The sequence below is a fragment of the Chryseobacterium vaccae genome (assembly GCF_009602705.1).
GTDB classification, from domain to species: domain Bacteria; phylum Bacteroidota; class Bacteroidia; order Flavobacteriales; family Weeksellaceae; genus Chryseobacterium; species Chryseobacterium vaccae.
Map to the genome: position 1 here is coordinate 1,994,343 of NZ_VSWH01000001.1, position 24,102 is coordinate 2,018,444.

Genomic DNA, 24,102 nt, shown 5'->3' on the forward strand with positions numbered 1-24,102 from the left:
GAAATGATTCTTCCGGAATCAATATAAATTAGATGTGGATAAAACCTTTTCTATTCAAAAATTCATATTCTTTCACTGTAACCACGCAGAAATATCTTTCTATCTTTGCCTGAAATTTCAACAATCACTATCAATGAATTTACTGTACATTAACTGGGATGTAGATCCCGAGATTATCAACATATTTGGATTTCCTCTTAAATATTATGGTTTATTATTTTTCGCAGGACTTGTTTTGTGCTATATGATCTTAAAAAAGATTTATAAAGAGGAGAAACTCAGCAATCAGGCTCATGAAGCCCTTTTTTCTTACGCTGTCATTGGTATTCTGGCAGGGGCAAGATTGGGACACTGCCTGTTTTATGATTTTGATTACTATTCCCAGCATCCGCTTGAAATTATCCTGCCTATCCAAAAGGGACCGGACGGAGCTTACTTCTTCTCCGGATATGCGGGACTGGCAAGCCATGGCGGAGGAATCGGGCTGATCATCATGCTTCTTATTTATGCCAGAAAATATTCTATTAAGTTTATGAAAATTCTGGATATTATTGCGATTGCCACCCCTCTGGCCGGAGGTTTTATCAGACTGGCCAACCTGATGAATTCTGAAATTATCGGAACTCCTTCCAATGCTCCCTGGGCATTTATTTTCCGCAGAGTAGATGATATTCCAAGGCATCCTGCCCAGCTTTATGAAGCCATTTCTTACTTTTTGATTTTCTCTTTGGTTTATTTTATTTACAAAAAAGGAATGTTCAAAGTCGGAAAAGGTTTTTATTTCGGAATAAGTTCACTACTGATCTTCGTTATGCGACTGCTTATTGAGTTCATCAAAGTAGATCAGGTGAGTTTTGAACAGGGAATGAGCCTGAATATGGGCCAGCTTCTAAGTATTCCTTTTATTCTTCTGGGACTGTTTTTTGTGATCAAAAGCATCCGGGATAAAGATGAAATAAAGGTTTCATAATCCGTTTATGAAAAAATAACATCATTATAAAAAGCCTCCGGAATGACATATTCCGGAGGTTTCTGTTATAACTTTTAAAAAAAATGGCTTAAGAACTTACAGATCATTAAGCCAAGTGTATTCATCAGTCGAATACTAACTCTCCACATTCATATCTTCTAATTATTGCTGGTCAAAGGTGTTACTTACTCTGTTTCTTTAACCAAAAGTAGATCTTCTGTACAAGCTTTGAAAAAAACATCTATCAATTGATCTTAGCCATCTACCAAATTCATCAGTCTGAATCTTAATCAATTTTATTTGAAATCAATAAAAGGCTTATACGTTCTTCCTACCGGCAGTTTTTTACCATTTACCTGCATCATGGCGGAAGTTTTCACTTCTACTTTAGACTTAGAAATAATATAAGATTTGTGAATCCGGATGAACGTTTTCGGATCCAGGCTTTCTTCTATTCTGCTGAGCGGCATTTTCACGGTAATTGTTCCCGCTTTTGTATGAATATGGATATATTCCCGTAAGCTTTCGATGTAAAATATATCATTCAAAATGATTTTGATTTGTTTTTTCCCGCTGCTGATAAAAATATGATCACGGTCTGCAGCTTCCAGAAGCGCTTCTTCAGCACTGATCAGGTACTTGAACTTTTCCACCGCTTTCACAAATCTGTCATACGGAACAGGTTTCATCAGATAATCTACAATATCAAGCTCATAGCCTTCCACTGCGTACTGATGATAGGCCGTCGTAACAATGACAAGGGGTGGATCTTTCAGTTTTTTCAGAAGATCGAAACCTTTTACTACCGGAAGATGCAGATCAAGAAACATCAGGTCAATAGAATGTCTTCCCAACAGAGTTCCTGCATATACAGCATCTGCGCATTTTCCTATAAGGTGGAGGTCTTCGTCTTTATTCACGAAACTTTCAAGAATATCAGAAGCAATCGGTTCATCTTCAACAATGATGCAATTGTATTTTTTAGTGGCCGGATGTGTCATTCAAATCAATAGTTAGGTGTACAATGTAATGGTCTTTTTTATCTTCAACAACCAGAATATGCTTTGGATAAAGCAGTTCAAGCTGTCTGCGGATATTTTTCAACCCTATTTTAGTAGAATTGCCATGAGGTTTTTCCTCTTTTGAATTTTCAATACGGTAATGGAAGATCCCGTCTTTCAATTGAATATCAATATGAATAAATTTCTGTCCGATACTCTCCGAAACACCATGTTTAAAAGCATTTTCTACAAACTGTATCAGAATAAGCGGCGAAATTTCCTGTAACGGGCGGTCTACATTTTCATGAAAACTGACTTCAAGGTCATAATGCCGGATCTGCTGAATCTGGATAAAGTCACGGATATTATCTACCTCTTTTTCAATAGAAATGGATTTTTTGGCTGCTTCATAAATATTATACCTCATCACTTTGGAGAGCTGCAGAATGACTTCAGGGGTGCCATCCGCCTTTTTAAGGGCCATTCCGTAAATATTATTAAGGGTATTGAATAAGAAATGAGGATTAATCTGAGCCTTCAACATCGTCAGTTCCTGATCCAATTTTTCTGTTTTCAACTGGGATAGCTGTTCTTTAAGAAGATTCTTCTGTCTGGTAATTTCAACCCCGAAAACCAGACCTACCATAAAAATAAGATCCATAAATGAATTGAAAGCCACCAATCCATTGATAAATCCTGACGGTTGTTTCCCGTCTAGTGTTTCAATGGCTCCGTAGATATGAGGATAAATGATATAATGGGTAAACAATCTGTGAGTAAGTACAGCCAAAACAATCATAAGAAGATACAGAACCGGCTTCAAAAACCTGTTCAGTTCTATCTTCTCATATAAATAAAGCAGTGAATAAGCCAACGGAATTTTAACCAAAAGATACCCCAGCTCCAGAACCAGTGTATTCTGAAGTCTTACCTGCCACTCTAAACCAGGAAACTGATACCTTGACCAATAGAAATCCAGATACACTTCCAGAATATAATAGAGAATCCAAAAAAGCAGATGGACATATAATTTTGATTTTATGTAGGGTTTCAAATCTGTGATGATTTATAATGCAAAATACTATCTTTCAATGAAAAATAAAAATAGAATAGCTATCAAAGAAACGTATTCGTCTATCAATGGTGTCTTTTCTTTTCAGTCGGACATTCAGAAAACATTAACTGTAAAAAGCTGCATATAAGAAGTACATTGAATTCAATCCCGTTGGTTCCGCCTCCTACTACAAACCAGCCATTCTGCCAGTGAACATAATAAATCCCGAAAATAAAGATCAATATATTACATACAGCTACGGGCCTGATGAATGAATCTACCCAGATTAAAGCTACAGAAGCAAGATGAACAAGCTTTATCATCCATGCCAAATACAGTCCAAAAGGACTGAAACCGATAGTATCTAAAAAAAGAAGTCCAAAATTACTGACATCACCGCTAAAAATAGAAATAACACTATGCATCAGCAGAATAGCCGAAAGACCACACCGGAGAAAGAAATACTTTTTCATGAAACCAATTTAGAAAAATCATGAAAAAAACTGACTGACAGCGTATATCAACAGCTGACAAGTGTATATAAAAAATGGATAACCGAACACTCAGTTATCCACCATCCATTATTTCGAAAATAAACTATCTGGTTGTATAGCCGCCGTTGGCAAAAATAGTCTGACCAGTGATCCACCACCCGTCCGTTACCAGAAATTCAACCAGAGGGGCAATATCCTTAATATCGGTAAGCCCACCCAATGCTGAAGCTGATTTATGATAGGCTACGGCATCGTCTGTTTCCTGGCCATAGAAAAATGGAGTATCCATTGGACCAGGAGCAACTGCTGTTACTGAAATTCCTCTACTTCCAAACTCTTTAGAAGCAGCTCTCGTGAAATGCTCTACCGGTGCCTTTGCTCCTGCATAGGTAGAATACAATCCTGTATAAGCTGCCAGCAAAGAAGTCACAATAGTGCAGATCTTTCCATTATCATTCAATTTTTTTCCGGCTTCCTGTAAAAAGAAATAGGCTGATTTTGAATTGACATTGAACATGGTATCATATTCTGCTTCAGTAGTTTCCGCAAATGGTTTTTTAAGCACCATCCCTACTGTATTGATCGCAATATCTATTCCTCCGAATTGAGAAACGGTTTCATCAAAGAATTTTGCGATATTGTCTACCTGGGTAAGATCTCCCTGAAATAAAAATGCCTCAGCCCCCAAAGCCTGAACTTCAGCCAGTGTTTTCTCACTTTCCGCCCTGGAACTTTCACTGTTATAGTGAATAGCCAGTTTTGCTCCTTTTGCAGCAAAATCCCTGCTTAACAGTCCACCTAAATTTTTGCCTCCTCCGGCAATTAACACTACTTTTCCTTTAACATCTTGTGTTGACATTGTATATTGTTTTATGTTACTGGAACAAAGATGGATAATGAAAATAAATCTATCATGGTGAATCTTTCGGAAACTACAATTCATGGTGAACGCTCTATAAAACTGGTCAAAAAATAAAAAGTATTCACATTTTTTTGAAATTAAAAAATGCTCCTATATCCCACTACATCACAGAAAGATACACTTATAAAACACTATAAAAACAGTATATTCCCAGACTGAACAAAGGACAAAATTCCAGTATTTGTGAACTTTAGGCATAACATTTGCTGCTAGAAAAAACATATTATGAATAACACCACTTCATTTTTATAATATATTATTTTCCACAATCCTCAGCATGCTGGGGATTTTTTCTACAACTAAATCTATTATTTTCGGACTGAGAACATCGCTTCAGCCTTTGAAAGCAGGTTCTAAAGATGTAAAATACAGGGAAACACAGGATCAGGACCAGCAAGGCCCGTTTAATTCAGAAAATATATTTTTGATAATCAAATATTTAAAACGGTGTCATTCATTTTATTATTCGTACCTTTGTACAAATTAGTAAGCAGGAAACTGCCTTCGCTTTCTGTTGTGGTTTAAAATACCTCTTTTTTCTTTCAGTTTTTGCTTTTTCAGCAGCTGCATTTTTAGCTTTTGATTCTTGTATGAATGATAGGATTTCAGAGTACTGAACCGGATGATTAAGAATCTTATACAAAAGACGGAACAAAAAGCTAGCGGCAGAATCAACAACGTTTAGGCAGACTAAAATAACTTATATTAACCCGGAAACTAAATACTAAAAATAATTTATGGCAGACTCTTTTTCTAAAAAAGAAAATTTTAAGAAAAAAATTCAAAAACAAAAAGAAAAGGCGCTAAGACGCGAAGAACGTAAAACGAACAACAACAAAGGTAAAGAACTTGAAGATGTTTACATGTATGTAGATGAATTCGGAAGACTTACCTCTACGCCACCTGAAGGAAGACAGGAGGTGAACCTTGATGAGATTCAGCTTGGTGCTGCTCCTATTGTTGAAGAAGATCCTCGTAAAACAGGAATCATCACATTCCACAGCGAGAAAGGATATGGTTTTATTACTGAAGATAAAACGAAGGAAAACATATTCTTTCACAATAACAGCTGTACAGAACTGGTAAAAAAAGGAAACAAGGTTTCTTTTGAAAAGGAAAAATCTCCAAAAGGTTTTTCAGCCGTTAACATTCAGATTGTTAAATAATCTTTTAACCAAAAACAGACAGCCTTATCAGGCAAATCCGTTTTTAATATACTACAGAAGCCACCTTTTCAGGTGGCTTCATGCATCGTAAAAAAAAGTAAAAATTAACAGATTAGATATTAATCTGCATTAGTCCAGCTTTCCGCCCAATGCCTTAAACAGCAGAACGTTATTTCTGGTATTCTGATGCTGAAACTGAAGCAGGTCCAGTTCAGCAGTCAGTTTGCTTTTCTGAGAATTAATCAGTTCAAAATAATTGGCATAGCCTGTCAGATACAAATCATTGGAAACCTCTACTCCACGGTCAAGAAATCCTACTTCTTCAGACTTCAATTGTAATACCTTCTCATAGATCTTCGTTTGTTTCAGAATCGACTGCAGCTCGTTAAATGCCGTAGTAATGCTTTTCTGATAATTTAAAAAAGCGATCTCCTGCTCTTTACCGGCTACATTAAATTCATGCTTTAGCTGGCCTTTATTAAAAACAGGAACCATAAGCCCTCCCAACAGCTGTCCCGCGAGTGATGCAGGCCTGAAGAATGTTCCGGCAGAAAAAGCATTCAACCCAAAACTTGCTCCCAGATCTATTTTAGGATAAAAGGCAGCTCTTGCCGCTTTTGCATCAGCCTGGGAAGCTTCCAACACATAATAATTCGCAGCTACATCTGGTCTTGAATGAATTACAGCTTCTATATTGATATCTTTATTCAGGATTTCCATATTGGTAGGCATCAAAGTTTTTCCCCTTTTTACGCCGCCCCCATAACTTCCCGTCAGCGTTGTAATCGCCTGCTCCACTGTAACGATCTCTACTTTGATATGTTCAATCTCAGCAAGCCAGTTGTTATTCTGAGCCTTAAACTGCTGCACCGCCAGCTCCGTTGCTTTTCCTACTTCTCTTTGGGCAAGAACAATCTCGAACGCCCTTTGCTGAAGCTTATAGTTCTTCTGATAAATAGCCAGCCGGTTATCCAAAGCAACCAACTGATAATAGAGATTCGCAATATCGGTAAACAGTTCTACCTGCAGCAGTCTTAAACCTTCAGCAGAAGCCAGATATTTCTTCTGGGCAGACAGCTTTTTATTTTTAAGCTTTCCCCATGCATCTATTTCCCAGCTGCTTCTTGCCCCCAGCCAGTAATTCGGAGTGAAATCACGGTTAATCTTCTGATCCTCCGCAATATTGGGTGAAAGGTTTGTATCATAATTTCCAACCCCTTCCATCGTATATTTTCCATAACGGTCCCCTGAAGCTGCCGCTCCTATTTCAAGAGAAGGAAGAAGATCCATTTTTGATCTTCGGAGAAAGCTGTTGGCAATATCTACCCGCTGCTGAGCAATCTGAAAATCAGGGTTGGCTTCTATTACTTTTTCAAAAAGTTCCTGCAATTGAGGATCTGTAAAATAAGCCTTGAGATTGATCGGTTGAAACTTATCTTCACTATTTTCAGTCTGGACAGCTTCACCCGGCAGGGTTCTGGCTTTTTTAATATCAGCAACGTTCGGAACAGCACATGAGGTGAGTGCCAACATTGTGATTCCATATACTATAGGTTTATGATTTAATCTTTTCATCTTTCTTCTTATTTTCAAGTTTCGCAAAGAATATATATAACCCCGGAATGATCACCAGTCCGAAGATGGTTCCGATAAGCATTCCTCCTGCTGCAGCGGTACCGATGGAACGGTTTCCTACCGCTCCGGCTCCCGAAGCAATACACAACGGAATAAGCCCTGCTACAAAAGCAAAGGAAGTCATAAGGATCGGACGTAAACGCTGTTTCGCTCCTTCAATAGCTGCCGGAATAATATCATACCCTTCTTTATTTCTGGCTACGGCAAATTCTACGATCAGAATGGCATTTTTTGCCAAAAGTCCGATCAGCATGACAAGGGCAACCTGTGCATAGATATTATTATCCAGCCCTGTCAGGACCAGCGCGATATAAGATCCGAAAATACCAGTCGGAAGGCTTAAAAGCACCGGCATTGGAAGCAGGAAACTTTCATATTGTGCTGCCAGCAGAAGGTATACGAATAAAAGACAGATCAGGAAAATGTAAACCGTCTGATTTCCGGAGAGGATTTCTTCTCTCGTCATTCCGGACCATTCAATATCAAAACCCCTCGGAAGCGTTTCCTTGGCTACTCTTTCTACAGCTGCAATGGCATCACCGGAGCTGTACCCATCAGCAGGTTCTCCGTTGATCATCGCTGACATATACATATTATACCTCGTCAGAACTTCAGGTCCATATACTTTTTCAATGGTAATGAAGGTTGAAAAAGGGACCATTTCACCTTTGTCATTTTTCAGGTATAAATTCAGGATGCTTTCCGGAGTATCTCTGTGTTCCGGACTTGCCTGTACCATTACTTTATACATCTGACTGAAACGGATAAAGTTGGTGGCATAATAGGACCCCAGCATCGTCTGCAAAGTAGACATCGCATTATCTACCGAGATTCCTTTTTTAGCCGCCATATCATAATCCATATTGATCATGTATTGCGGAAACGTAGCATCAAAGCTGGTGAAATTATTCTGCAGCTCAGGAGCTTCATTCAGTTTTTTTACAAAATCTTTGGTGATTTTATCCGTATTTTCAATAGTTCCTCCGGTTCTGTCCAGCAAACGAAGTTCAAAACCACTCGTATTTCCGAATCCCGGAACGGTAGGCGGTGCAAAAATCTCAATCTGGGCATCAGCAATACCTTTTGTCTTGTCAGAAAGTTCTGTGATGAGATCATTGACTGAAATATTCCTTTCTTTCCAGTCTTTAAGGTTAATCATGGCCATTCCGTAAGAAGATCCCGCAATTTCAGTTACAATACTGTATCCGGCAAGGGTGGTTACGTTTTCTACGCCTTCAATTTTTTTGGCGATAACTGTTACTTCGTCCAGAACCTTTTCTGTTCTTTCAACCGTAGCTCCCTGTGGTGTGGTAACGCTTACATACACCATTCCCTGATCTTCCATCGGGATAAATCCGGTGGGAAGAAACCTGCTGGTAATTCCTGTCAGAAGCATAAATAAAAAGAGTAATCCAAAGGTAACTACTGTACGGGTGGCAAATTTTGAAAGGATACCTACATAACGGTCCGTTAGTTTTTCAAAACCTTTATTGAAACTCTGGAAAAACCTGTCAACAACCGTTTTCTTTTTATCGTGGCTGTGAGGTTTCAAAATAATGGCACAAAGTGCAGGAGTAAGGGTTAATGCATTTACCCCCGATATTACAATACTTATGGCCAGTGTCAGTGAGAACTGACGGTAAAATACTCCTACCGGACCATCCAGAAATGCTACCGGAATAAATACTGCTGACATCACAATGGTAATCGCCACTACTGCTCCTGCAATTTCTTTGGTTGCACTGATTGTAGCTTCCAACGGCATCATCCCTTCCTCCATCTTCACGTGAACGGCTTCAACAACGACAATCGCGTTATCCACCACAATCCCGATGGCAAGAACGAGAGCAAATAAGGTCAATAAATTTACTGAGAAATCCAGCATACTCATAAAAGCAAAAGTCCCTATCAGTGCCACAGGTACGGCAAGAACCGGAATCAAAGTGGAACGCCAGTCCTGCAGGAAGATAAATACCACAATTCCCACCAGAATAAACGCTTCGATAAGCGTAATCAGTACCGCACTGATAGAGGCATCAAGAAATCGGGAAACATCATAAGCCATGTTATATTCCATTCCGGGAGGAAAAGAAGTTCCTTTCAGTTCTTCCATTTTGGCCTTTACGCTTTCAATCACTTCGGATGCATTGGAACCGGGACGCTGCTTCATCATAATGGAGGCAGAGGGTCTTCCGTCTGTTTTTGAAACCATTCCGTAATTCATCGCTCCAAACTCTACTTTTGCAATATCTTTAAGCTTGAGAATGGTTCCGTTGACATCTGATCTGATCGGAACCTCTTCGTATTGCTTAGGTTCAAAGAATTTTCCTTTGTATTTAATAACGTATTGCAGCTGGCTGGAAGTCTTTCCGGAGGTCTCTCCTACTTTTCCCGGTGCTGCCGAAATATTCTGTTTCTGCAAAGAACCAATTACTTCGTCTGCCGAAATATTGTAAGCAGCCATCTTCTGCGGATCCAGCCATACCCTCATAGAGTATTCTTTCTGACCCATAATTTCTGCCCTTCCTACTCCGTCAATACGTTTCAGCTCCTGAAGTACGTTGATATCTGTAAAGTTGTAGATGAACTGCTCATCCTGACTGGGATCTGTGCTGGTAATATTAAGGTACATCAGCATACTGTTTACCTCTTTTTCAGTAGTTACCCCGGCCCGGATTACTTCTTCCGGAAGTTCATCGAGGATAGTGGTTACCCTGTTCTGGACGTTTACTGCTGCTACATCGGGATCCGTTCCCACTTCAAAGAAAACCTGAATCAGGGTAAGCCCGTCATTGGAAGTTACCGTTGACATATACGTCATTCCGGGAACCCCGTTGATGGCCCGTTCTAAAGGAAGCGCCACCGCATTGGCCGACACTTCGGCATTGGCTCCTGTATATTTTGCGGTTACCGTTACAGAAGGTGGTACAATATCAGGAAACTGAGTGATCGGCATTTTCATCAATGCCATGATTCCCAACAATACGAATACAATGGAAATAACCAACGAAAGAACCTTTCGTCTTATAAACATTTCTACCATGGTAAGTTGATTTAAAGATGAAGGTTAATATTTCTTTTTGATTTTAATGATATCGCCGTCTTTTAAAGACTGTGTTCCTTCATAAATGATCACGTCTCCTTTTTTAAGACCGCTTTCCACCATATAAGAATCTCTTAAAGTGGTTCCGATCTTAATGCTGGTCATTTTTACTTTATTCTGCTTATCCACGACAAATACATAGGTTTTATCCTGAATAGAAAATGTTGATTTCTGTGGGATCAGGATGGCATTATCCTGCTGTTCGGAAATAATAAGCCTCCCTGAAGTACCGTGCTTGATGAGACGGTCCGGGTTTGGGAAGAGTACTTTATACCGGATGGAACCTGTAGTTCTGTCGATTTCTCCTTCAGCTGTTTTTAAGGCTCCGTTGAACTGATAATTGACTCCGTTCGGAAGGGTAAGCTCAATTTTCTGATGGTTTCCGATCTTATCATTGGCCAAAAGTTCAAAGTATAAATTCTCCGGAATAGAAAAGTAAGCATAAACTTCGTTAAGCTGTGAAAGCGTGGTAAGCAGGATTCCGTTTTCTACAAGACTTCCGTCTTTGTGTGGAATTACATCAATCACGCCGTCAAAAGGAGCTGTAATTTTTGTAAAGCTTATCTTTTGTAAAACGGTTCTTCGTTCAGCATCAGCATAGGCGTATTTTGCTTTGGCTGATGAAAGTTTAGCCTTTACCATTTCCAGCTCATTATTGGCTACAAATTTCTTAGCATGAAGGCTTTGAATCTGCTTCAGTTCTACCTCTACAATGCGTACATCAGCATCTGCCTGCTTCAGAGCAGCATCTGCTTTCAGCAATTCCATCTGCAGTTCGGCATCATTGATTTTGAATAATGGCTGCCCCTGATGCACAAACTGGCCTTCATTAACATAGATATGCTGGATAATTCCTCCTATCCTGGAACGGATATCCACATTTTTCTTGGCCTGAATATCGGTTACGAACTGGTTATTCACAAGAGTATCTTTTTCTTTGATTTCCAGCACGGGAACTTCCTTCTCTTTATTTTTGTTTTTTTTGTTGTCTTTACTGCATGACACAGCGAATAATATTGCAAGAATGCAAATTATTACGTTTTTAGAATACATCTTAAGTTGTTTAAGTTATAAAATTTCGTTAAAATAAATTGGTTTTCAATAACTTAAACTAGTACAACTGGAGAAGATGGAGAAAGGATTTGACACCGCAGATGGATGAAACGGCAATATCCGGGAGCGTAATTTTTGAAGTGATTTTTTCAATTGCTGAGAAGTCACCGGATGCTTCATCAATTTTGCGGGCCGCATTTTTTACAATTTTAGAAACTGCAGACACGGCATGGGCATTCATATCCGTTTCTTCGTAAAAATCGAGGATATGAACATTGCCTACCTGAGGTACACATGGAACATTCTGCAATGATTTTTCTGCCCATTTCGAATTGAAAAGGGTAAAAACCAACATGAAATAAAAAAAGATAAATGACTTCAGGCCTGCCATGTCAAAAGAATACTTAGTTTTTCAGTAAAAACAATAGTTCTGCAAAATTATGGATTTCAGACGAGGTTCACGGTCTTTTAAATGTTAAAAAAACTTAAACAATGAGAGTTTTACCAGAAAAAACTTTGAGGGTATTCAAAAGTCTCATTTTAAGAGATTATGTGTATGGGAAAAATCTTTTAGGCACAAAATATTTTAACACTTTGATTTTTAACAAGTTCACATAAGCTCTTTAAAAATCTACGATTTTTATTGGGCTGATTAAAAAAATCTGCGTGATCTGCCCAATCTGCAGGCTTTTAAAATATCCACAAACATCAGCGTAATTTGTGGAATCCGTGGGAAACTTTTAAACATACAAAATACTTCACCATTTATTTAAAGTTGAAAAAATGAACACCATGAATTCATTTCATCTTATCTGAATTTAATTTCAGAATTATTTTTCTCCAAACATTTTCTCCAATACCTGATAGCGGTAATCAAAGATCTGTTTCAGTTTATTTCTTACCATAAGACGGTGGGCTATATTTCCAAGAAATCCCATTGGCAATTCATAATCTATAGTATCTTTCATCAATACTCCTTTTTCATTCGGGATAAATTCATGATGATGATGCCATAGTTTATAAGGTCCTTTTTTCTGAAAATCGGTAAAACTTTTTTGAGGATCTACCTGAATGATCTCGGTCTGCCATTTCATTTTAATACCCAATAAAGGGGAAACGTAATAGTCAATGAGCATTCCTTCGTAAATCTCATCATTTTCCATTGTGGTGATTACCGTAAAGTTCATATCTTCCGGGGTGATCTCTGACAGGTTATTGGCTGAAGAGAAAAATTTCCAGGCGGTTTCCAGGCTGCAGTTAAGCTGCTGTTCTCTGTAAAAGCGGTGCTTCATTGTTTTTTATTTACTGATAAATCCACATTAAAACGGGTTTTCCGGCTTTCTGCAGCATAGGGTCAATTTCTTTCATGGCATTATTGGAAATGGTGGGACATCCCCAGCCCTCCGGAGAACCTTTCGGAAATACGTCTTCATCACTCATCAAATCCCACGAATGAAAGACAATGAAGCGTCTCAGAGCATTGTTGTTGGTTTTTTCAAGGCCGTGCATCAGGTATTTCACATTAATTCCCCAATTGCTGTACCCTCTTTCTCCAAGCTTATATTTTCCCAATGCGGAAAGATGGCTTCCATCTTCATTACTGAACTGTGGATTGGCTTTAGACCCATCAGCACTCCAGGAATTCGTACCACATCCATGCCCAACCAGATATTGTTTTGAAATAGTTTTATTTTTAAAATCCCAGACAAAAAATCTTTTGATCCCGGAATGCAGGCTCATATCGATCAGGATACAGAAATCTGTATTCATCTTCGTCGCGGTGCAGAATCTCAGGGCTTCTTCTGCTTTGGCTGCTATTTCAGACAGATCAGCTTCCGGCTTTTTTTCAGTCTGAACAGTTGATTTATCTGTAACATTTTTTACCGGTATAAATTTAGGCTCATTACCGCAGGAAAACAGGAGAAAAACACTGAAAATTACAAGCAGAAGCTTCATTTGCCGTTATTTATAATGGCGGAAAATTCCAAAATCGGTTGGGGTCCACAGGGCGGCTTTCTGTCCGGCTGCTTTCAGAGCATCGTTTGACCAGGTATTGCAGGTATACAGGAAGCTGTACGTTCCTTTAGCATCGTAGAATGCGTCGTTATCATCATAAACCGCATTGGTAGGAATCAGGATGAAGTTTCCGTTCTGATCTCTGTCAAATTTATCTTCTACGAATTTCACCAGATCCTTATACTGGTTTCTGCTGATCATGATCATTTTGCAGTCATCCCCTTCTTTCATCGTTCTGTAATAAGTGCAATGCATGGCTGACTCACTCATCCAGAAGGCGGCTTTCACGGCTGTTGAGAACTTAAGGTCGGCCCAGGTGGGTGTATCAAGGTAAAATCCTTTATCCCCCCAGCCTATTCCAATATAGCTGTAATCTGTTTTTTTCGATTTAATATTATTGAAAGGAATTTTCTGGCTCCAGTCCTGCAGATCATTTTTCACAGGCATCACAATATCGGTGTGCACGCCGTTGGTATAAATATAGATGGGAATAACCTTTTCCTGTCCGTCATTTTTGGCAGAAACGGATATAAGCGGAAGCGCAAGGCCTAATGCAACATATACAATTATAATTCCCAAAATTACGCCTATGGTTTTCAGGACATACATTAATATCATTTTCACAGTCATGTTTTAATAAAATTTAATCTATAATTTTCAGTAAAAGTATTTGTTTTAATCCGAAAAATGAGTATATTTAGTTACGAAATATTCACAAATATGCGTAAAAACACTAAATCACAAAAAAGATTTAAAATAAGAGTAAAAACAGCTCCTAAAAGAGTACAAAAAAAACGTTGATTTTCTGTGGGACTTAAGTCTCCTGAAAGTCAATTTTTCTTTTTAGGAAAGATGTTATAAAGATTCTTACCGTATTAAATCTAACCTCTTTAAGACTGAAAACTTAAGGAATGGACGATTATCCTTTTAGATTTTGGAACCTCAAAATTCCAGACGAGGGAACGTCCGCTGCAATCCAGGCTAATTTTTATCTGAATATTTTTCAAGGAACTCAATATTTCGCTTGAGACCGGCAAATTTGGTCCTTTTCACAGGTGATTTTCTGAAGATTCCGGAGAATATTTCCTGGGTAATTTCCTTCCATTCTTCTTTTTTGAAATTTTTCAAGGCTTCATTGGGAGCAAATCTGTTCTGCTGATGAGGCGCAGAAAACCGGTTCCACGGGCATACATCCTGGCAGATATCACATCCGAACATCCAGTCTTCCATTTTATTTTTAAAATGATCCGGAATTTCATTCTTCAGTTCTATGGTGGCATAGGAAATACAGCGGCTTCCGTCGATGATCTTTTCAGATACAATGGCATCTGTAGGGCAGGCATCAATACATTTCCTGCATGTTCCGCAGTGATCCGTCACGGCATGATCCGGAACAAGTTCAAGATCACAGATAATTTCTGCCAGAAAGTAAAAAGAGCCGTTCTGTTTGGTGATGAGGTTTGCATTTTTACCAACCCAGCCTATTCCTGATTTTCTGGCCCAGCTTCTTTCCAACACAGGTGCTGAATCCACAAAAACCCTGAATCCGAACTCGCCTATTTCTTCCTGAAGTTCTGCCACCATTTCACGAAGAATTTCTTTAACCACTTCATGATAATCTTCTGCATAAGCATATTTGGAGATCTTATAGTTCTCCAGTGCAGAGATTTTTTCTTCAGGGAAATAGTTATAGGAAAGTGAGATGACGGATTTGGAGCCCTCCACCAGCAGCCTTGGATCTAATCTTTTGTCAAAATGATTCTCCATGTACTTCATCTCGCCATGAAAATTATTTTTGAGCCATTTTTCAAGATTGGGTGCATCTTCTTCCAGGAAATCAGCTTTTGAAATACCGCAGTTCTGAAATCCAAAACGTTCTGCTTTAGATTTAATCAGCTGTGAGTATTTTTCGGCACCGGTGTTCAGGATTTCCACTTTGCAAAATTAATATTATTTTATCAATGTTCAATTGAATAAGAAACTGTTGGAAATGCAGATTTTTTTGGAAACGCAAAGATGATTTATAGGCAATATCGATTTTTAAGGGACTAAGAACAGAATCAACTTCGTTGATCCGATGAAGCGGATGAATATTTGGATGCAGTAGAAAGTTTTCAGAAAAAATTGTGTATTTTCGTTCATATTTTTAATATTTAAAATTAAACAGTTATGTCTTTAATAGAAGTAATACAATCAGGAAATTATGAACTAATTGATGTTCGTGAGCCAATGGAACTTGAAATGGACGGGAATATTGAGGGAGCGAAAAATATTCCTCTTGGTGAAGTAGAAGATAGAAAAGAAGAAATCTTATCCATTGAAAAACCGGTGATCTTATTCTGCAGAAGTGGTAACAGAAGCGGAAAAGCATTGGAATATCTTAACGGCCAAGGCCTGAAAGACGGTCATAACGGCGGAGGCTGGGCTGAGCTAAAAGCAGTATTGGAAGCAAATCAGGGAACTTTTTAAAAGTTCCTTTTTTTATCTTAATGAATCATGGATCTGAAAAAAACATTTGAACAGCTCTCTCTTTCTTTTACAAAAGATAAGAACCTTATCAGCTCTTGCTGGCAGGAAATTGATGTTCAGTATTCTGAAAAAGGCAGACATTATCATCATCTTCTTCATCTTGAAAATATGATTCATGAACTTGAAACTGTAAGAGACAAAATCTCCAGTTTTGATGAGATTCTGTTTTCTGTATTCTATCATGATGTTATTTATGATGCTTCTTCAAAGTCCAATGAAGAAAAAAGCGCAGCATATGCTGTACTAAGGCTTGAGAAATTACAACTTTCTCAGGATAAAATTTTAAAAATTCAAAATCAGATCATTGCTACAAAAACCCATCAGAAATCTGATGATCATGATACCAACTATCTTCTGGATGCTGATCTTTCTGTTTTGGGGAAAGATCTGGAAACTTATCTCGATTACAGCCGGAAAATCCGTAAAGAATATTCTATCTATCCTGATTTTCTCTATAAGCCCGGACGAAAAAAAGTGCTGAAACATTTTCTGGAACTTGACGGGATCTTTAAAACAGAAGAATTCAAAAGCCTATATGAAACTCAGGCTATAGAAAATATAAAAGCCGAACTTCAGATGCTTTAATTCGTTGAAAGTAACTTTTTTAGCGGGATCAGGAATCAGAACTATTTTGTTGTACATTAGTGTAAACAAAAATATGACCCACCATGAAAAAGTTCTATCCTATTGGCATTATTTTTATCATTGCAGGATTATCAGCCGGTATCCTGTATGCGTTTTTAGGGAATCCTTTTGGTTCAAAATCTGAATTTGATAAGGTGGATCAATCCAATGACAAGATCATCAGTATGTTCAATGCACAGGTTGACCAGCAAATCGAAAATCATACGCAAAGTACGATGTATCCCGGATATATCAGTGAAAGCCGTCAAAATACAATCAATTATTTAAAAACCATCAAAACTATTGAAAGTTATGCCCGCTATGGCGTACAATCAACCCAGCCCAGAAACTATCTTGAACTTAATATTACATTTAATGATGGTACGGCAGCCCGGGAAGTATATACGGGGCATTCATGCTCGGGATATATGAGCCCTTGCCTGTTGATGAAGGTAGAAATGAGTGATGGAAAAGCAATTAAAGTGTATACCAACGGACAGGAGAAAAAAGGTTCTCCGGATTGGATCATTCCGGATCTCAATCTCATGATAGAAAAAGCGATTTCTTATGATATGGGCAGAAACCGGGACAGCTATTTCGCCCCTGAAAAAAAGCAGCAGGATTTTGACAAAGAATGGGAAAACAAGAAATAAACCGTTACAGGTATTTTCTGAAATTCCAGAACTTTCTTTTTTTAAGGTAACCTAAATCACATTCATTAGTATAAGCTTCTCTTTCAAATGAAATTCTTCTGTAGGCAAGATAGCCGTCTTTTAATCTGAAAAACCAGTAGTAATATTCAATAACATAGACTATATAAAAGAAAATGATCAGCATCTCCATCTGCTGTCTTAAATGGATTTTTTCGTGATTGATAAGTATTTTATTTTCCTTATCTTCGGGTTTCCTAATGAAGATAAAGGGAAAAAGAGCAATGCCGTTAATTTTAAGTTTTTTTAATGGCTTTTGGCATACAATTATCATATAACAAATATAAAGTTTTTTTGACTTAGAGATTTAACTTATGGCCCATTATGACATCAAAGAAGGTGAAGACTTTTACTATAATGAACAGGGGTACAAGGTTTTTACAGAGAAATTCCATCTGAAAAGAGGATATTGCTGTAAAAGCGGCTGCAGACACTGTCCTTACGGGTACGATAAAAAGACTGATACATTCATAAAAAACGATAAAAAAAATAAATAAAATGAAAAAATATATTTTTATTTTGTTAGCATCGGCTTCATTAGCCCTTACATCGTGTAGTCCTTTCCAGGTACGTTCAGATTATGCTGAGACTGCAAATTTTACTACGTATAAAACGTATAAAATAAGAATTGACGACCTGAAATTAAATGACATTGATAAAGACAGGGTTCTGAATGAACTGTCGAGACAACTTCAGAGCAAAGGTCTTCAATCCGGAGAAAATCCTGATCTGATTGTTAATGTAAAAGCCAACCACAAAAAAGTCACTGATATTACCAATAATACTCCTTACGGGATGTATGGATGGGGCGGACCTTTCGGATGGGGTGTTGGCATGAGCAGAACATGGACCAGCAACTATAACGAAGGGGCAATCATTGTAGATCTTATTGATTCAAGAAGTAACAAACTGGTATGGCAGGGAATCGGAAGCGGAATTTCTGTAGATTCTCCAAAAGCTAAACAGAGACAAATCCCGGAAATTATGGCTGAGATTATGAAGAATTATCCGCCACAGAAAAAATAAGTTTCAATTTATTATGATATATAGCCGGTACATTTTTTTGTACCGGTTTTTTGTTTGTTATTGTTGTTATTTCTAAACCTAACAGGTCTTTGAAACCTGCTAGATTTTACGTATTATTCTCAGCATATAAAATAAGAAGGCTGTTCATTCAAAATTAACGGTAATGTCATTTTTTATTCAATGAAATGTAGTAATCTTACGGAAATTTTATTGATATGAAAAAAATCATCTTATTCACTGTAATAGCGGGGTTTGCCAATGCCCAGGCTCCTGCAGGGTATTACAATTCAGCCAGCGGATTGAGTGGAGCATCGCTGAAAACGGCATTAAGCACCATCATTACCAACGGGCATCAGGACAAAGGTTATAACGGTTTGTGGACCGGCTACAAAACCACTGATGTTGATAAAAATTATGAAAATGACGGCTCTATCATGGATATTTATTCAGAGAAGCCAGCCGGAACCGATCCTTACAAGTATACTCCGGGAACTAACCAATGCGGAACTTACGGAACGGAAGGCGACTGCTACAACCGTGAACATATTGTTCCTCAAAGCTTATTCAATCAATCGGCGCCAATGGTTTCAGATATTCATTTCATTCGTGCCACTGACGGAAAAGTGAACGGAATGAGAAGCAATTATCCTTTCGGGAAAGTAGGAACGGCAACATTTACTTCGAAAAACGGTTCTAAACTCGGCAGTTCTGCTTCTTCAGGCTATTCGGGTACTGTATTTGAACCGATTGATGAGTTTAAAGGGGATGTAGCCCGTATGATTTTCTATTTTGTAACCCGCTACCAAAGCAAGCTTTCTTCATTTTCTTCAGGGAATATGCTTGGAAACACCACATTTCCGGGGCTTCAGACCTGGGAGCTGAATGTTCTTCTCGCATGGCATAATCAGGATCCCGTTTCTCCGGCAGAAGTTAACCGAAATAATGCATCCTATAAATATCAGGGAAACAGAAATCCGTTTATTGACAATCCGAATTATGTGAACCTGATCTGGGGATCTTCCAATCCGGGAACACCTAATCCTAATCCTAATCCTAATCCTAATCCGGGAACAGACTGTATCAACGAAACATTTGAATCAATCCCGGCAGCCAATGCCTCTTACACAACAAGAACATGGACAAACGGAGGTATTTCCTGGACCGCCACAGATGCCAGAACGGATCAAACGATTAGCAATAAAGCTATTACGGTGAGAAATGGTTCTTTAACTTCAGGCAGCTCAGCCAATGGAATCGGATCATTAACGGTAACTACCCAATTGAAATTTTCAGGAAGCAACGGAAACTTAGACGTAAAAGTAAACGGAACCACTGTTGGAACAGTTCCTTACAGCACAACCGCAACTACAACAACAATCAGTAATATTAATATTTCCGGAAATGTAACGGTGAGCCTGGTTAATAATTCTTCAGGCAACAGAATTGCTATTGATGATCTGAAATGGACCTGCTATTCAGGAACTTCCAAACAAAGCAGAACGTCTTCTTCTGATGTCCCTATTCAGGAGCTTCAGGTTTACCCTAATCCAATTTCAGGACAGGAAATCTTTGTGAAAGGAAATGTTCAGAATATCAAAAAAGCAGAAATCTATAATCTTCAGGGAAGACCTCTTCAGACTATTGACCAGCCTTTTAAAAACGGGAATTCTATTAGAATCAAAAACCTCGGACAAGGGGTTTATTTATTGAAACTGGATCAATCAACATTGAAATTTTTAGTAAAATAATTTTGAATACCATATTATAATGAGACCGGTTAAGCCGGTCTTTTTGTTTTAATGATTATGGAATGTTTTGGTTGTGAACGGGCTGAAGCCCGTTCCTATTGAATAAAGATTACCTTCTTTCAAATGAGATTACCCTAACAGATTCATTCCTTGTTTTTGGTTTTTCCACAAAATCTTTGATTCATAAAGAGGGATGGATATATGATGGGCTAAAGCCCATCTTTATTCAATAAAGATTGCCTTCTTTCAAATGAGATCACCTTGAAATGTTCATTCCTTTTTCTGTTTGTCACACAATTTTTAATTCATTTTTTTGTCTTGATTGTTTTCCCCCAATCCGTAAACATTTTATTAAGCGTAGATGTATTTACTAGTGAAAAGGTGAGCATTCCTATGAAAATGACCAGCCAGCAGTAGGCGAGTTTAATACCGTTCTTATCAGTGGTGAGGAAAAGAACAAATATGGCAACAGCTCCCAATATAAAGGTAAAAAGCAGCGTGTAATACAATGCCTGAATGAGGTACATATTCACTTTCAATTTTCTGAATATCCAGGCTATGGGTATCAGGAGTACGGCCAATATCAATGGCAGGAACATAGCGGCAAAAATTACAGTTTCGGGATGCTCTGTCAGTTCCTGTTCCAGCCCGAAGAAGGTATTAAAACTGAACATTTTCATAGTGTTTTTCTGAATCAGGGATTTCCAGCAGGGTTTTATTTTTGTATCCGAACAGTTTAGCAAAGATCACATTGGGAAATTCATGAATCCCGATATTGTATAGGTTAACGCTGTCGTTAAAGAATTCTCTGCGGTCTGCAATTTTATTTTCAAGTTCGGTGATTCTTTTCTGCAGCTCCAGAAAATTATTGTTGGACTTCAATTCCGGATAGTTTTCAGATACCGCGAAGAAAGATTGAAGAGCTCTTGAAGTTTCATTGGCCAATCCTGTCTTCTGATCGGAATCTGTAGCATTTCTGTAAGAAGATCGGAGCTCTGTCAGGTGGGTAAGAATTTCTTTTTCATAATTCATATAGCTTTTGGCTACATTGACCAGATTGGGGATTTCATCTGCTCTCTGTTTCAGAACGACATCTATATTACTGTAAGCTTTTTCGATATTAAATCTGAGCAGAACCAGCTTATTATAAATATTGATAAAAAAGCTGATCACGGCGATCACCAGGAGTATTGAAAATGCTATTGCGGTAGTCTGATTCATTATTGTAAAAGTATATAAATAATCATTATGATCACGGCTGTACAGGTAAACATGAAAGACCTCAACAGGGGCTGATATTTATTCCAGATGGTAATTCCTGATGCGGAAGTGATCCCTAATATTTTGTAATGATCATCTTTTTTGATGAAAGTCGTTCCGTCTTCAGCATCGGCATATCCTACCAAAAGCATTTTCTGCCCGTTTTTCAGAAGGGTTTCTGTGTATCTTTTATTATTGCCTCGGCTTACATTGGTTTCTGCCAGAAGGATGAGCTCTATGCCTTCCGGTTTTATGTCTATCATTCCGGTATCATCCTGTATCCGGAAAGGATTACATTGGGTTTCGCGGTGAATGGTTCTGTATGAATCTTTCCCGTCCGAATCTCTTTCAATGTCTTCTATAGTATAATAATATCCTATACATTCTTCACCATCTACCGGAGAAATAAGTGGTTTATCCATCATCAGTGTTCCTTCAATTTCCACAAGACCCTTAGCCAGCGATTTTATTTTTGACGTAGGCAGAGAAGCCTGAAGCCTGAGAAAACGTTTGGCAGGTGTAGGCTTCATCAAAACCAGTGCGATGAAAACAAAAAATGCCAGAGGAAAAAATACAAACAGCTGTTCTGCGTAGGCATCATAATTCTGGGCTATGTTAAGCATTACGTGATGTAAAGGCATCTTCTCTTTAAAAACTACAACCCATAAAATAAAATAGATCAGACAGAGCAGAAGGACTGCAAAAATTGCCCATCCTATATATGATACTTTTCTTTTGTTTCTCATGGTTATGTTATCATTATCCGCTGAATATTTTATACCACAGACAGAAAGTTTAAAAATACGTTTTATTTCAAATTAAAAGATTCTGAATTTTCATTAAAAAACAACAGGAAAAGTCTGGTTTTATTACTGTTTCAGATAAATAATGACCACACAGCCTATATTAATCAGCAGAATCAGCAATCCGAAGTATGCAGATACAGATATTCTCTTTTTCATGGTTTGTTCTGTGGTATAAGAGAACAGTAAACAGGCGAAAAATGCCGATATTCCTGTAAAAATACTTCCAAAAAAGAACATGATCCAGTTGAGATCGATGGCATTGGCGCTGTTTTCAGAGCTCTTATCAGTGATCTGAAGGTGCTGCCCGATCTTCGGTGGATTATTCTCTGCAATATCCAATGTTTTGGTTACTTTATTCCCTTCTCCATTGGTAAATTCTACTTCAGGAAAATATACCGGTTTATCGGAATAGGAAGAATTACGGAAGTTCTGGCTTTTGACCATCTCCTTTTTATAGCCGGTAACAACTGCTTCATATCTGTTTTCGCTTAAAGTTCTGTAGCCCTTTTCCCAGAAAAAGCTGTACGACAACACGAAAGTAAGGCTATTGATCACAACCATGATCAGGCATACAAAAAAAAGAAGAAATCCTTTTTCCAGGATACTTCCCTCTTTCTTATCTCTATTTCTGACCCGGATTACCTTACTGAAAATTCTATATCCTGCGTATACAGAAAATAGGGTGATTATGACAACAAAATATCCGAAAAAAGTCATAGGATTTTACTTTCTCTTTATTTCTGTTTTACGAATTTATTTTCCACTCCTTCGAATACAATGGTCAGCGTATCATTTTTAACAGCATATTTTACTTCTGTTTTTTCACCGGTTTCTGTTTCCGTAATGATCACTTTCCCGTTTTCTGTTTTGTAAGATGACTCTGTGGTATGCTTCATCTTTCCTTCTCCGGTATGCTGAATATATTTTCCGTCTTTGGTAAATTCAAGTACGATTTTCTCCACTGCATTTTGGGTTGTGGATTCTTTAACCTTTCCTACCCATTTGCCAGTAAGTTCTGTATCCTCTTTCTTTTGAGAACAGCAGGTTAAGGTAATCAGACAGCTAAAAATAATCAGGATCTGCTTCATTGGGTTTTCTATGGGTATTTTGTTTAATAAATCTCAAGTTTTGTCTTTCCTTCCGTAAGATAAAAAGAACTGCTGTTGAACATGGCTTTTGTTTTCCCTCCTACTTTATACAGTCCCCAGAGCACACTTCTGTGCTTGAGCCTTGGATCTGTACTTTTCTGGATGAATCTTGCAAATTTTCCGTCTTCACTGATCTCTGTATCGTAAGATTCTGCATCCTGCATTTTGAGGGTGGAGTTTTTATAAACCTCGGTCAGCTCGTTCCAGCCAATATTTACAGTACTGTCATTGTATTCTGAAATATACTGGTTGCTCATGCTTGGATAAACAGCTCTGGCTAGCCCGTCAATATCTTTATTTTCGTATAAGCTTTTAATCTTGCTGTATCTTTCTTTTAATTCTTCGTTAAGCACCTCATTCCCTAGTTTTTTCAGACTCTTATATTCTTTGGGCTGATCCAGCTGATAGGGAACAGCCGCTTTAAATTCAAAAGTATATTCGTAAGGTTTGATGTTATAATCAGTATTCTTCACCAATGCCTGGCTTCTGTGCATGATTACTTCTTTTCCCGGAGCGTCATGTTTTTTGTTATCAAATTCTTTAACATTGATTTCCAGGAATGCATGATCAGGACTGTCGCTATATATTTTATAGGTAATTTTCTGCACTCCCGATCTGAAAATACAGTGATTAATACTTACCGAAGTACTAACTGATTCTTCTTCAAAATTTCTGTAAACCGGCAGCCCGTTTACAAAGATTTCGGCATTGCCCATATTCTGACCGATCTCTATAAAATATCTAGGCTCATAGTCATAGTGTTTTACTTTTCTGGTGATCTCTTCTACTATATTTTTTGAATTAATTTCTATCTTGTTTTGCATGTTATCTTTTTTT

Annotated in this window: 27 protein-coding genes; 8 read left to right on the plus strand and 19 right to left on the minus strand. The window is 38.0% G+C overall.

Going from position 1 to position 24,102, the window contains the following annotated elements; all coding sequences use genetic code 11:
- The first annotated feature begins 133 nt into the window (after positions 1–133).
- The gene (gene lgt / locus FW768_RS08985) at positions 134–970 is read left to right on the plus strand and encodes a prolipoprotein diacylglyceryl transferase (RefSeq protein WP_153394656.1); all 837 of its coding nucleotides are present in this window, start codon (positions 134–136) and stop codon (positions 968–970) included.
- Between the two features lie 296 nt (positions 971–1,266).
- Here lgt and FW768_RS08990 read toward each other — a convergent pair whose 3' ends face one another.
- From FW768_RS08990 to FW768_RS09005, 4 genes are all read right to left on the minus strand, one after another.
- Positions 1,267–1,971, minus strand: coding sequence for a LytR/AlgR family response regulator transcription factor (locus tag FW768_RS08990; RefSeq protein WP_153394658.1), 705 nt, complete (start codon positions 1,969–1,971; stop codon positions 1,267–1,269).
- Positions 1,952–3,025, minus strand: coding sequence for a sensor histidine kinase (locus FW768_RS08995; RefSeq protein ID WP_153394660.1), 1,074 nt, complete (start codon positions 3,023–3,025; stop codon positions 1,952–1,954). The genes FW768_RS08990 and FW768_RS08995 overlap by 20 nt, the downstream gene beginning before the upstream one ends.
- An 83-nt stretch (positions 3,026–3,108) precedes the next feature.
- A complete protein-coding gene (locus FW768_RS09000) occupies positions 3,109–3,498 on the minus strand; it encodes a DoxX family protein (protein ID WP_153394662.1) in 390 nt (129 codons plus the stop codon).
- Between the two features lie 124 nt (positions 3,499–3,622).
- Positions 3,623–4,378 (minus strand): SDR family oxidoreductase, encoded by a 756-nt coding sequence (locus FW768_RS09005; RefSeq protein ID WP_153394664.1) that lies wholly within the window; start codon positions 4,376–4,378, stop codon positions 3,623–3,625.
- Positions 4,379–5,178: 800 nt separating this feature from the next.
- On the opposite strand from FW768_RS09005, the gene FW768_RS09010 reads away from it, so the two are divergent.
- A complete protein-coding gene (locus tag FW768_RS09010) occupies positions 5,179–5,607 on the plus strand; it encodes a cold shock domain-containing protein (RefSeq protein WP_153394666.1) in 429 nt (142 codons plus the stop codon).
- Between the two features lie 129 nt (positions 5,608–5,736).
- Here FW768_RS09010 and FW768_RS09015 read toward each other — a convergent pair whose 3' ends face one another.
- The 8 genes from FW768_RS09015 to queG all read right to left on the minus strand — a co-directional run bounded on the left by FW768_RS09015 (position 5,737) and on the right by queG (position 15,340).
- Positions 5,737–7,182 carry an efflux transporter outer membrane subunit gene (locus FW768_RS09015; protein ID WP_153394668.1) on the minus strand — a complete coding sequence of 482 codons (1,446 nt, stop codon included), beginning with the start codon at positions 7,180–7,182 and terminating at the stop codon, positions 5,737–5,739.
- Positions 7,163–10,285: an efflux RND transporter permease subunit gene (locus tag FW768_RS09020; protein WP_153394670.1), complete on the minus strand. Its 3,123-nt coding sequence runs from the start codon at positions 10,283–10,285 to the stop codon at positions 7,163–7,165. The genes FW768_RS09015 and FW768_RS09020 overlap by 20 nt, the downstream gene beginning before the upstream one ends.
- Positions 10,286–10,309: 24 nt before the next feature.
- A complete protein-coding gene (locus FW768_RS09025; RefSeq protein WP_153394672.1) occupies positions 10,310–11,398 on the minus strand; it encodes an efflux RND transporter periplasmic adaptor subunit in 1,089 nt (362 codons plus the stop codon).
- A 58-nt stretch (positions 11,399–11,456) separates the two neighbouring features.
- Positions 11,457–11,753: a hypothetical protein gene (locus tag FW768_RS09030; protein WP_153394674.1), complete on the minus strand. Its 297-nt coding sequence runs from the start codon at positions 11,751–11,753 to the stop codon at positions 11,457–11,459.
- A gap of 475 nt (positions 11,754–12,228) precedes the next feature.
- A complete protein-coding gene (locus FW768_RS09035; protein WP_153394676.1) occupies positions 12,229–12,690 on the minus strand; it encodes an SRPBCC family protein in 462 nt (153 codons plus the stop codon).
- Positions 12,691–12,700: 10 nt separating this feature from the next.
- Positions 12,701–13,354 carry a murein L,D-transpeptidase catalytic domain-containing protein gene (locus FW768_RS09040; protein WP_153394678.1) on the minus strand — a complete coding sequence of 218 codons (654 nt, stop codon included), beginning with the start codon at positions 13,352–13,354 and terminating at the stop codon, positions 12,701–12,703.
- Positions 13,355–13,360: 6 nt separating this feature from the next.
- Positions 13,361–14,038 carry a TIGR02117 family protein gene (locus FW768_RS09045; RefSeq protein WP_394349958.1) on the minus strand — a complete coding sequence of 226 codons (678 nt, stop codon included), beginning with the start codon at positions 14,036–14,038 and terminating at the stop codon, positions 13,361–13,363.
- Positions 14,039–14,395: 357 nt separating this feature from the next.
- On the minus strand, positions 14,396–15,340 hold the full coding sequence (gene queG / locus FW768_RS09050) for a tRNA epoxyqueuosine(34) reductase QueG (RefSeq protein WP_153399843.1): 945 nt from the start codon (positions 15,338–15,340) through the stop codon (positions 14,396–14,398).
- 243 nt (positions 15,341–15,583) lie between these two features.
- Here queG and FW768_RS09055 point away from each other — a divergent pair, with 243 nt between their 5' ends.
- The 3 genes from FW768_RS09055 (at position 15,584) to FW768_RS09065 (ending at position 17,220) form a co-directional block, all read left to right on the plus strand.
- Positions 15,584–15,883 carry a rhodanese-like domain-containing protein gene (locus FW768_RS09055; RefSeq protein WP_153394682.1) on the plus strand — a complete coding sequence of 100 codons (300 nt, stop codon included), beginning with the start codon at positions 15,584–15,586 and terminating at the stop codon, positions 15,881–15,883.
- A gap of 27 nt (positions 15,884–15,910) precedes the next feature.
- A complete protein-coding gene (locus tag FW768_RS09060; RefSeq protein ID WP_153394684.1) occupies positions 15,911–16,528 on the plus strand; it encodes an HD domain-containing protein in 618 nt (205 codons plus the stop codon).
- Positions 16,529–16,611: 83 nt separating this feature from the next.
- Positions 16,612–17,220, plus strand: a complete 609-nt coding sequence (locus tag FW768_RS09065) for a hypothetical protein (protein WP_153394686.1) — start codon at positions 16,612–16,614, stop codon at positions 17,218–17,220.
- A gap of 4 nt (positions 17,221–17,224) precedes the next feature.
- Here FW768_RS09065 and FW768_RS09070 read toward each other — a convergent pair whose 3' ends face one another.
- On the minus strand, positions 17,225–17,551 hold the full coding sequence (locus FW768_RS09070; protein WP_153394688.1) for a hypothetical protein: 327 nt from the start codon (positions 17,549–17,551) through the stop codon (positions 17,225–17,227).
- A gap of 40 nt (positions 17,552–17,591) precedes the next feature.
- Between FW768_RS09070 and FW768_RS09075 the strand changes: the two genes are divergently transcribed.
- The 3 genes from FW768_RS09075 (at position 17,592) to FW768_RS09085 (ending at position 20,051) form a co-directional block, all read left to right on the plus strand.
- Positions 17,592–17,774 carry a DUF5522 domain-containing protein gene (locus FW768_RS09075; RefSeq protein WP_007842321.1) on the plus strand — a complete coding sequence of 61 codons (183 nt, stop codon included), beginning with the start codon at positions 17,592–17,594 and terminating at the stop codon, positions 17,772–17,774.
- 1 nt (position 17,775) lies between these two features.
- Positions 17,776–18,303 carry a DUF4136 domain-containing protein gene (locus FW768_RS09080; RefSeq protein WP_153394690.1) on the plus strand — a complete coding sequence of 176 codons (528 nt, stop codon included), beginning with the start codon at positions 17,776–17,778 and terminating at the stop codon, positions 18,301–18,303.
- 215 nt (positions 18,304–18,518) lie between these two features.
- Positions 18,519–20,051 carry an endonuclease gene (locus FW768_RS09085; protein ID WP_153394692.1) on the plus strand — a complete coding sequence of 511 codons (1,533 nt, stop codon included), beginning with the start codon at positions 18,519–18,521 and terminating at the stop codon, positions 20,049–20,051.
- 305 nt (positions 20,052–20,356) lie between these two features.
- On the opposite strand, the gene FW768_RS09090 is transcribed toward FW768_RS09085, so the two are convergent.
- The 6 genes from FW768_RS09090 to FW768_RS09115 form a co-directional block, all read right to left on the minus strand.
- A complete protein-coding gene (locus FW768_RS09090; RefSeq protein ID WP_185151957.1) occupies positions 20,357–20,725 on the minus strand; it encodes a hypothetical protein in 369 nt (122 codons plus the stop codon).
- Complete coding sequence (locus tag FW768_RS09095; protein ID WP_153394696.1) at positions 20,712–21,272, minus strand: LemA family protein; 561 nt, start codon at positions 21,270–21,272, stop codon at positions 20,712–20,714. Before FW768_RS09095 ends, FW768_RS09090 begins: the two co-directional genes overlap by 14 nt.
- Positions 21,272–22,057, minus strand: a complete 786-nt coding sequence (locus FW768_RS09100; RefSeq protein ID WP_153394698.1) for a hypothetical protein — start codon at positions 22,055–22,057, stop codon at positions 21,272–21,274. The genes FW768_RS09095 and FW768_RS09100 overlap by 1 nt, the downstream gene beginning before the upstream one ends.
- A 123-nt stretch (positions 22,058–22,180) precedes the next feature.
- Entirely contained in the window at positions 22,181–22,834 is a 654-nt protein-coding gene (locus FW768_RS09105; RefSeq protein WP_153394700.1) for a hypothetical protein, read from the minus strand.
- Between the two features lie 17 nt (positions 22,835–22,851).
- Complete coding sequence (locus FW768_RS09110) at positions 22,852–23,205, minus strand: hypothetical protein (RefSeq protein ID WP_153394702.1); 354 nt, start codon at positions 23,203–23,205, stop codon at positions 22,852–22,854.
- A gap of 23 nt (positions 23,206–23,228) precedes the next feature.
- Positions 23,229–24,089: a hypothetical protein gene (locus FW768_RS09115; protein ID WP_153394704.1), complete on the minus strand. Its 861-nt coding sequence runs from the start codon at positions 24,087–24,089 to the stop codon at positions 23,229–23,231.
- Positions 24,090–24,102: the final 13 nt, after the last annotated feature.